Genomic DNA, 9,373 nt, shown 5'->3' with positions numbered 1-9,373 from the left:
GGTCGCGCACGGGGGTGCCCAGGGGCGGGACGCGCTCGTCGCGCAGATCCGCGCGATCTGCGCCGACCTGGCGGGCCAGGCCGGTCTCGCCCTGTCAGAGATCACCCAGGTCGTCATGGGACTGCCCGCCGTCGTCGGGGCGGACGGCCGCGCCCTGTCCTACGCGGCGGGACTGCCCGACGCGGGGCGCGGTCTCGGCGAGGCCCTCGGCCGGGCCCTTCCGGTGCCGCTGGTGCTGGAGAACGACGTGAACCTCGCGGCGCTGGCCGAGCGCATCCACGGGCGGGGTACGGACACCGACGACTTCGTGCTGCTCAGCCTCGGCGTGGGCCTCGGACTCGGCCTGGTGGTCGACGGCCGGGTCCGGCGCGGGGCGACCGGTGTCGCGGGCGAGGCGGGCTATCTGCCGAGCGACCGTATGACCGCACCCGTCGGGCAGCGCCGTGACCTCGTGCAGGAGCACCTCGGCGCCCGCTACATCAGCGCCCGCGCAGGGGAGCTGGGACTGCCCGGCGACGGCAGCCCGCTGAGCGTCTTCGCGCTGGCCCGCGACGGACACCCGGGCGCGGTGGAGATCGTCGAGGACACCGCGCGCAGTCTCGCGTACGTGGTGGCCTGCGTGGTGCCCTTGATCGACCCGGCGCTGATCGTGCTGGGCGGCGCCATCGGCGCCAACGGCGATCTGCTGCTCGAACCGGTCGCACGGCATCTCGCCGACTTCAGCGACTTCCGGCCCCCGGTGGTGGTGTCCGACCTCGGACAGGACGCGGTCCTGCTCGGCACCACCACGAAGGCGGCGGAACTCGCCCGGGAGGCCGCCTTCACAGCCGCCACCACCGCGGAGGCGCAGTTGTCCCCGCCCTGAGCCCCGTCGGGAAACACCACGGCGACGCCGTCTTGCCGGACAGCGCCGCCGCTTGAGAAGGACTTCGGGCGTTGCCGCGCCCTGGTCCGAACGACCGATCCGTCACCCAGGAATGCCATCTTTGAGAGAGGACGATCAGTGTTCAAACTTATCACCAGAGGCGCGGCCGCCACGGGCGCCGCCGTCCTGCTGGCCGCCTGTACCTCCACGGGCTCCGGCGGCTCCGGGCCGGCGTCCGCCATCACGCCCGGCGCCTCGCACGCGCCCACCACCGTCACCGTGTGGACCTTCAACCACCTGCCCAACGAGGTGGCGGCCTTCAAGGCGACGCTGGACCAGCTGCACACCAAGTACCCGTGGCTGACCGTGAAGTTCGTGCCCAACAAGGATGACGCGGCCTACGCCAAGGCGGTCGCCGCGGGCGATCCCCCGGACGTCTTCGTCAGCTCCACGCCCGACAACGTGGCCAAGTTCTGCTACAACGGCACGGTCGCCGACCTGAACCCCTACCTCACCGCGGCCGGTGTCGACACCGCCAAGGTCTTCCCGGCCGCGACCCTCGTCTACACCCGCTACCAGAGCCAGCAGTGCGCGCTGCCGCTGCTGACCGACGCCTTCGCGCTCTACTACAACAAGAAGATGTTCGCCGAGGCCGGCATCACCGAGCCGCCGAAGACCCTCGCCGAGCTGACCGCCGACGCCAAGAAGCTCACCGTCAAGAACAGCGACGGTTCCGTCAAGACCTTCGGCTTCGTCCCGCGCTCCGACTTCGACGTCAACCGCTATCTGTACACCGGTGTCACCAGCGGCAGCTCGTTCTACGGCAAGGACGGCAGGACGACCTTCGCCTCCGACCCCAAGTGGCAGCAACTGCTGGGCTGGGACCGCGACTTGATCGACTACTACGGCGCCGACAACGTCCAGAAGTTCGTCGGCCGCTACCAGGCGCACGCCGACGACGCGGGCAACCCGCTGCTGACCGGCGCGGCCGCCATGGAGTTCGACGGCGAGTGGCACATCGGCGAGATCGCCTCCTTCAAGAAGGACCTCGACTACGGCGTCGTCCCGATGCCCGTCCTGGGCGGTTCTGGAGGCGGCACCTACGGCGCGGGCAACACCCTGGGCACCGTGGCCTATCTGTCGGCCGGGTCGAAGCACAAGCAGGAGGCGTTCTTCGCGCTCCAGCAGCTCACCACCGACACCACCTTCCTCAACAAGCTGGCCGACGCGGTCTCCAACGTCCCCAGCACCTTCGCCGCGCTGAAGGCCTGGGACAAGGCGGACGACCCGCACTGGAAGCCGTTCGTCGACCTCTTCCAGAACCCCGACTCCTCCTACAAGACCCTCACCCCGGCGGGCGTCGAGGACATGGACACCTGGCGCGCCTACCTCCTCCAGTACGAGCAGGGCGGGGAGAAGAGCGCCGCCGCCGGGCTGGCCTCCGTCGGCAAGAAGATCGACTCCCTCAACGCCGAGAGCGGGCGGTAGGGATGACGACCGTCGTCGCCGACGTCGGCGAGGGGACGGGGCGGGTGCAGGCGCACCCGGCCCGGGGCCGCCGCCGGCGCCCGCCGAGCAGGGCGAGGTGGTGGGTCGTCCTCGGCTTCCTGTCGCCCTTCGTCGTCGGGTTCGGGATCTTCGTCCTCTACCCGGTGGCCGCCACCCTGTACTACTCGCTGACCGACTTCCAGGCCGGCTCCTACCGGCCGGTGCGCTTCGTCGGACTGGACAACTACCGCGCCCTGTTCACCGAGTCCGACACCTTCTGGGTGGCGGTGCGCAACACCGTGTGGATGGTCGTCGTCATGGTGCCGCTGCGCACGGCCTGGGCGATGCTCACCGCCTGGGTGATCATCCGCGTCCGGCGGGGCAGGGCCGTCTACCGCACCCTCTTCTTCCTGCCGTCGATGGTGCCGGTCGTGGCGTCCGCGCTGTCCTTCATCGTGCTGCTCAATCCGGTCGGGCCGCTGAACAAGGTGCTGGACGTCGTGGGCATCAGCGGCCCGGGATGGTTCTCCGACCCGGCCTGGTCCAAGCCCAGCCTGGTCCTGATGGCCCTGTGGGCGAGCGGGAACGTGATGGTCATCTTCTCGGCCGCCATGCTGGACGTCCCGAGGGACCTCTACGAGGCGGCCGACCTCGACGGCGCGAACGGCTGGCAGAAGTTCCGCAGCATCACCCTCCCGGCGATCTCCCCGGTGGTCTTCTTCGCCCTGCTCACCGGGATGATCTACACCTTCCAGTACTTCACCGAGGCGTTCGTGGCCTCCAGCTCCGCGAACATGACCTCCTCCAGCAACGACCTCATCGGCTACCCCGCCAACTCGCTGCTCTTCTACTCGACCGAGCTCTACCGGCAGGGCTTCGCCTACTTCAAGACCGGTTACGCCTCGGCCATGGCCTGGCTGCTGTTCCTGGTCATCTTCGCGGCGACCGTGGTCTTCATCCGCGCCTCCGGCCGCTTCGTCCACCACGCGGGAGGCGGCCGATGAGCACCCTTGAACTGACGAAGCGTCAACGACCGCTCGGGCGCCGTCTGTTGTACGTCGTCGCCGAGCACGCGCCCGCCGTCGCGATCGCCCTCTGCTTCCTGCTGCCGCTGACGATCTGCGTGGTCACCGCGTTCATGACCGAGCAGCAGTCCGGCACCGGTTCGTTGTGGCCCTCGCCCTGGGAGTTCGGCAACTTCCGCAGGGTCTTCTCCGCCATGCCGTTCGGCCGCGACCTCGCCAACACCATGCTGTACGCGGGTCTGTCGACCATCGGCGTCGTCGTCTCGTCGGTGCCGGTCGCCTACGCGCTGGCCCGGCTGCGCTGGCGGGGCCGGGAGGCCGTCTTCCTGGTCGTCCTCGCCGCCATGATGATCCCGGCCCAGGTCACCAGCCTGCCGATGTACGTCATGTACGCGCACCTCGGCTGGGTCGGCACCCTCAAACCGCTGATCGTCCCATCCTTCTTCGGCGACGCCTTCAGCATCTTCCTGCTGCGCCAGTTCTTCCTCACGATCCCCGACGAGATCACCGAGGCCGCCCGGATGGACGGCGCGGGCGAACTGCGCATCCTGTGCCGGGTGTTGGTCCCCATGGCGAGGCCCGCCATCGCCGCGGTGGGACTCTTCGCGTTCCTCTACGCCTGGAACGACTTCTACAACCCGCTGCTCTACACCGGCAACAGCGACACCGGCCAGACGCTCGCCGTGGCCCTCAGCCAGCTCGCCAAGAACGGCCACCAGAACGCCTACGAGCTCCAGATGGCCGCCTCGCTGATGTTCCTCCTGCCCGTCCTGGTGCTGTTCTTCCTGGCCCAGAAGGTCTTCGTCGAGGGCATCGCGCTGACCGGCGTCAAGGGCTGAACGACCGCCGCCGCACTCCCCGTTGCCCAAGGAGCACTCTTGAAGATCACCGTTGTCGGTGGTGGCAGTACCTACACACCCGAACTGGTCGAGGGCTTCGCCCGCCGCGCCGCACTGCTGCCGGTCGACGAACTCGTCCTGCACGACACCGACCCCGAACGCCTGGACGTGGTCGGCGCGTTGGCCCGCCGTATCCTCGCCCGGCACGGCTTCCCCGGCCGGCTCACCACCACGACCGACCTCAGGCGGGCGGTGGACGGATCGGCGGCGGTGCTGATCCAGCTGCGGGTCGGCGGACAGGCGGCCCGGCTCGTCGACGAGACCCTGCCGAACACGTACGGCCTGCTCGGCCAGGAGACCACCGGCGCGGGCGGCTTCGCCAAGGCGCTGCGCACGGTGCCGCTCGTCCTGGACACCGCGGACCAGGTACGCGAACACGCCCTGTCCGGCGCCTGGATCGTCGACTTCACCAACCCCGTCGGCATCGTCACCCGCGCCCTCCTAGACGCCGGTCACCGCGCGGTCGGCCTGTGCAACGTGGCGATCAAGGCGCAGCGCCAACTGGCCAAGAGGCTCGGCGTCCAGCCCGCCCGCGTCCGCCTCGGCCACGCCGGTCTCAACCACCTGACCTGGATCCGCTCGGTCACGGTCGACGGCGTGGACCGCCTGCCCGAACTACTGGGAGGGGACGCCCTCGACGAGATCGCCGCCGAAGTCGGCGCCCCGCCAAGCCTGTTGCGCGACCTGGGCGCCATCCCCTCCTACTATCTCCACTACTTCTACGACACCGACGAGGAGGTCCGCCGCCAACTCGGCGGCACACACCGGGCCGAGCAGGTGCAGGCCATCGAGCGGGAACTGCTCACCCTCTACCGCGACCCCGCCCTGGACCGGCTCCCGGAACTCCTGGAGCGCCGGGGCGGCGCCTACTACAGCGAGGCCGCCGCGGCCCTGGTCACCAGCCTGCTCACCGGCGACGCGGAACACCACTACGTCAACGTCCGCAACAACGGAGTGCTGGCTGGCCTCCCGGACGAGGCCGTCGTGGAGGTGCCGGCGCATGTCGACACCGAGGGACCGCACCCGGGCTCGGTGCCGCCCCTGCCGCCGGAGATGCTGGGCCTGGTCCAGGCGGTCACCGCGTACGAGACGCTCACCGTCGAGGCCGCGCTGAGCGGAGACCGGACGGTGGCCCGACGAGCCCTCGTAGCCCATCCCCTCGTACGGCAATGGGGTCGGGTCGAGCCGCTGCTGGACGCGCTCCTGGAGGCCAACCGCCGCCACCTGCCCCGGTTCTTCGCGCGCGAGGCAGCCGATGCCTGACCTCGTGATGGGGGTGGACGGCGGGAACTCCAAGACCGACCTGGTGCTCGCGGACACCGAGGGGCAGCTGCTGGCGTGGGTGCGGGGCCGGGGCACCCGCCCGCACCACGAGGGCATGCGGGTCACCACCGAACGGCTCGCCCACCTGGGGTGCCGGGCGCTGGCGACGGCCGGACTCGACGCCGGGCCCCCGGTCGCCGTAGCGGCCTACTTCCTCGCCAATGTCGACCGACGGGCCCAAGAACGGTCGGCGCGCGACGACTTGACCGCACTGGAGGTGGCCGATCACGTGCTCGTGCGGAACGACACGCTCGCCGTCCTCCAGGCGGGCGCGCCCGAGGGGTGGGGTGTGGCGGTGGTGTCCGGCGCCGGGATCAACGCGGCCGGGGTGCATCCGGAGGGGCGCTCGGCCCGGTTCCTCTCGCTCGGCGAGATCACGGGGGACTGGGGCGGCGGACTCGCCGTGGCCCGTGCCGGGCTGGGGGCCGCCGTACGCGCGGGCGACGGGCGGGGACCGGCCACCGGGCTGCGCCGCGAGCTGCCGGGCCACTTCGGACTCGCGTCCGTGGAGGCCGTCGCGCTGGCCGTGAGCCGGGGTGAGATAGCCGTCGAGGCGCTGCACGGGCTCGCGCCCCTGGTCTTCGCGACGGCGGCGGGCGGTGACCCGGTGGCCCGGGGCATCGTGATCCGCCTCGGCGACGAGATCCTCGCCATGGTGACCGCGCTGCTGCGCCGACTCCGCCTGCTGCGCACCACGACCCCCGTCGTCCTGGGCGGCGGCACACTCCAGCACGGCCAGACCATGCTGCACGACCACATCCGCGAGCGCCTCGCGGCGGAAGCCCCGCGGGCCGAGCCCCGGGTGCTGGACGTGCCCCCGGTGGCGGGCGCGGTGGCCGAGGCGCTGCGCGAGGCGGGGGCGTCGGAGGACGCACGGCGACGGCTGCGGAAGACGATCGCGGGGATGCGGCCGCCGACGCCGGTGCAGGACGGAATCTGACGGGGAGCGGAGAGGGAGCCGGGACGGTCCGGGAGCGAGGCCGGGACCCGGAGGCGGCGCCGCAGGGTGTCGGCGAGGGGCCGGGCCCGGCTCAGCAACCGGTTGCTGCGGCCTACCGAGTGGCCGTCCTCGGCCCAGCCCTCGCCACCGGCGGCCCCCGAGCGAGGTGAGCGCCCCCCTCAGCCCTCGCCCTCCGCGGCGACCTGCGCGAGCGTACGGCCACTCATCACCGACCGTGCCCGGCGCGGATTCGGCGTGCCGTGCCCCCGCTTGCGGCCCTCGGCGGTCTTCACGAGCAGCCAGTCGTCCTCGCGGAACCGGGTGAGCGCGTACTGACCGCGCAGCTTGGCGCCGTGCAGCCGGAACGTGGCGTGGCCGCGCTCCAGGGACTCGGCGAAGTCGACGGGGCGGCCCTGCCTGTCGTGGCTGAGCGGCTCGTACGTGCCGTGGTCCCACACGATCACCGTGCCGCCGCCGTACTCGTCCGCCGGGATCACGCCCTCGAACTCCTCGTACTCCAGCGGATGGTCCTCCGTGGGCACCGCGAGCCGCTTGTCCTTGGGGACGTCGGAGGGGCCCTTCGGGACCGACCAGGACTTCAGGACGTCGCCGACCTGGAGGCGGAAGTCGAAGTGCATCGTGCTCGCGTCGTGGATCTGCACGACGAACCGGGGCGCCGGGCCGCCGGACCCGTTCCGGCCCTCGGGCTCACGGGTCCGTCCGAAGTCCCGCTTGGCCCGGTAGGTCCGCAGTCGCTCGTTCACGTCCGGCTCCTTCCGGCGGGGTCCGGGGCGCCGAGGTCCCGGCGAGGCCCCGGGTACCCCGGCCCGGTCTCAGAACTCCTCGTGCACGTCCGGGTCACCACCGAGGCGCCGGTGCGCGCGGTCCGAGACCGCCGCGAGCTGATCCGCGTCCAGCTCGAAAGCGAAGACGTCGAGGTTCGCCCGCTGCCGCTCCGGGTCCCCGGACTTCGGGATCGGCAGCGCGCCCAGCTGGACGTGCCAGCGCAGCACCACCTGGCCGGGGGTGACCCCGTGGGCCTCGGCGATGCGCGCGATCGCCGGATCCTCCAGCAGGTCCGAGCCCCGCCCCAGCGGGCTCCAGCTCTCCGTCACGATGCCCTTCTCGGCGTGGTAGGCGCGCAGCTCGTCCTGCGGGAAGAAGGGGTGCAGCTCGATCTGGTTGACCGAGGGCAGGACCCCGGTCTCCTTCTCCAGCCGCTCGATGTGCGCCACCGTGAAGTTGGAGACGCCGATCGACTTCACCAGACCGTCCTCGCGGAGCCTGATCATGGCCTTCCACGAGTCCACGTACTTGTCGACCCGGGGCAGCGGCCAGTGGATCAGATACAGGTCCACGTACTCCAGGCCCAGCCGCGCCCGGGACTCCTCGAAGGAGGCCAGCGTCTCCTCGTAGCCGTGATGACGCCCGGGGAGCTTCGTGGCCACGACGACCTCCTCGCGAGGGACGCCGGCGCGGGTCACACCGAGGCCGACGCCGGTCTCGTTGCGGTAGTTCGTGGCCGTGTCGACCAGCCGGTAACCGGCCTCCAGGGCGGTGGCGACCGCCCGCTCGGCCTCCGCGTCGTCCATCGGCCAGGTGCCCAGACCGAGCGCGGGGATCGTCGTGCCGTCGTTGAGCGTGTACGTCGGGATGCTGATCACGTGCGGACCTTCCCTTGACTGTGTCGTCCTCCCAGCCTCACGGATAGGGTGAGTGCTGATCAACCGGAGGGGCAGCGCACGGCATGGACGGCACCGAGGAGAAGCGGCCCGCGGGCCCCGGACGCCCCACGTCACGGGATGTCGCCCGGCTCGCCGGGGTGTCCCACACCGCGGTCTCCTTCGTCTTCAACGGCCGCGCCGAGGGCAACCTCTCACCCGCCACCCAGGAACGCATCCGCCGGGCGGCCACCGAGCTGGGCTACCGGCCCGATCCCGTCGCCCGCGGTCTGCGCCGCCGCCGTACGGCCGTGATCGGCCTGGTCACCGACGAGATCGCCTCCTCGCCCTTCGCGGGCCGGCTGCTGCGCGGCGCGATGGAGACCGCCTGGGACAGCGACCACCTCGTCGTCACCGTCGACTCCGGCGGCGACCGCGCCAAGGAGGACGCGGCCGTCGCCGAGCTCCTGGACCGGCGGGTGGACGGCATCATCTACGCCGCCATGTCGCTACGACGGGTCCGCGTCCCGGAGGGCCTGCACCGCACCCACTCCGTCCTCGCCAACTGCCTCCCCGAGGACGACTCCCTGCCGGCGGTGATTCCCGCGGAGCGCGCGGGCGGCCGTACGGCGGCCAGGCTCCTCCTCGACCAGGGGCACCGCCGGATCGCGCTGGTCGGGGGCCAGGACGACATCGCCTCGGTGGAACGGCTGCGCGGCTTCCGGGACGCGTTGCGCGCCGAGGGGATCACCGTGCCGAAGGAGTGGGTCGTGCGCACCGGGGGCGAGATCTCCAGCGGCTTCGAGGGCGCGATGCGGGTCCTGGACGGCGTCCCCGCCGACCGGCGCCCCACCGGGGTGTTCTGTTACAACGACCGGGTCGCGGCGGGCGCCCTGCACGCCGCGACCCGCCTCCGGATCGCCGTCCCGGCCGACCTGTCCGTCGTGGGCTACGACGACCAGGAGCACATGGCGGCCTTCCTCACCCCGCCCCTCACCACGGTCGCCCTGCCGCACCGGGCGATGGGGGAGACGGCGACCCGCCTCCTCCTGGACGCCATCGACACGGGCCGTACCCCACCGGCGACCGTGCGCCGCGTCGGCTGTCCGGTGGTCGGCCGGGGGTCGGTGGGACCGGCGCCCGTGGGGTGAGGCCGCCTCACCGGCCGGGGG

9 protein-coding genes are annotated in these 9,373 nt (G+C 71.8%); 7 read left to right on the top strand and 2 right to left on the bottom strand.

Features of this window, described 5'->3' with window-relative positions; all coding sequences use genetic code 11:
• The 6 genes from ABZ896_RS27210 to ABZ896_RS27185 form a co-directional block, all read left to right on the top strand.
• Window positions 1-865, top strand: an 865-nt coding sequence (locus ABZ896_RS27210) for an ROK family protein (RefSeq protein ID WP_360934396.1), incomplete at its 5' end; no start/stop codon positions are given.
• Between the two features lie 138 nt (window positions 866-1,003).
• Window positions 1,004-2,353 carry a hypothetical protein gene (locus ABZ896_RS27205; RefSeq protein WP_360934393.1) on the top strand — a complete coding sequence of 450 codons (1,350 nt, stop codon included), beginning with the start codon at window positions 1,004-1,006 and terminating at the stop codon, window positions 2,351-2,353.
• 2 nt (window positions 2,354-2,355) lie between these two features.
• Window positions 2,356-3,357 (top strand): sugar ABC transporter permease, encoded by a 1,002-nt coding sequence (locus tag ABZ896_RS27200; protein WP_360934390.1) that lies wholly within the window; start codon window positions 2,356-2,358, stop codon window positions 3,355-3,357.
• Window positions 3,354-4,217 carry a carbohydrate ABC transporter permease gene (locus tag ABZ896_RS27195; RefSeq protein WP_360934387.1) on the top strand — a complete coding sequence of 288 codons (864 nt, stop codon included), beginning with the start codon at window positions 3,354-3,356 and terminating at the stop codon, window positions 4,215-4,217. Before ABZ896_RS27200 ends, ABZ896_RS27195 begins: the two co-directional genes overlap by 4 nt.
• A gap of 39 nt (window positions 4,218-4,256) precedes the next feature.
• On the top strand, window positions 4,257-5,540 hold the full coding sequence (locus tag ABZ896_RS27190; protein ID WP_360934384.1) for a 6-phospho-beta-glucosidase: 1,284 nt from the start codon (window positions 4,257-4,259) through the stop codon (window positions 5,538-5,540).
• Entirely contained in the window at window positions 5,533-6,540 is a 1,008-nt protein-coding gene (locus ABZ896_RS27185) for a BadF/BadG/BcrA/BcrD ATPase family protein (protein ID WP_360934381.1), read from the top strand. The genes ABZ896_RS27190 and ABZ896_RS27185 overlap by 8 nt, the downstream gene beginning before the upstream one ends.
• A 179-nt stretch (window positions 6,541-6,719) precedes the next feature.
• Here the strand turns inward: ABZ896_RS27185 and ABZ896_RS27180 are convergent, their stop codons facing one another.
• Window positions 6,720-7,304, bottom strand: a complete 585-nt coding sequence (locus ABZ896_RS27180) for a DNA polymerase ligase N-terminal domain-containing protein (protein WP_360934378.1) — start codon at window positions 7,302-7,304, stop codon at window positions 6,720-6,722.
• 69 nt (window positions 7,305-7,373) lie between these two features.
• Window positions 7,374-8,204, bottom strand: coding sequence for an aldo/keto reductase (locus ABZ896_RS27175; protein WP_360934375.1), 831 nt, complete (start codon window positions 8,202-8,204; stop codon window positions 7,374-7,376).
• Window positions 8,205-8,287: 83 nt separating this feature from the next.
• Between ABZ896_RS27175 and ABZ896_RS27170 the strand changes: the two genes are divergently transcribed.
• Entirely contained in the window at window positions 8,288-9,352 is a 1,065-nt protein-coding gene (locus ABZ896_RS27170) for a LacI family DNA-binding transcriptional regulator (protein ID WP_360934372.1), read from the top strand.
• The last annotated feature ends 21 nt before the right edge of the window (window positions 9,353-9,373 follow it).

It is taken from the genome of Streptomyces sp. NPDC047072, assembly GCF_040643855.1.
Lineage (GTDB): Bacteria > Actinomycetota > Actinomycetes > Streptomycetales > Streptomycetaceae > Streptomyces.
Note: the sequence above shows the minus strand (reverse complement) of the source record. Positions and strands in the feature narration are given on the sequence as shown.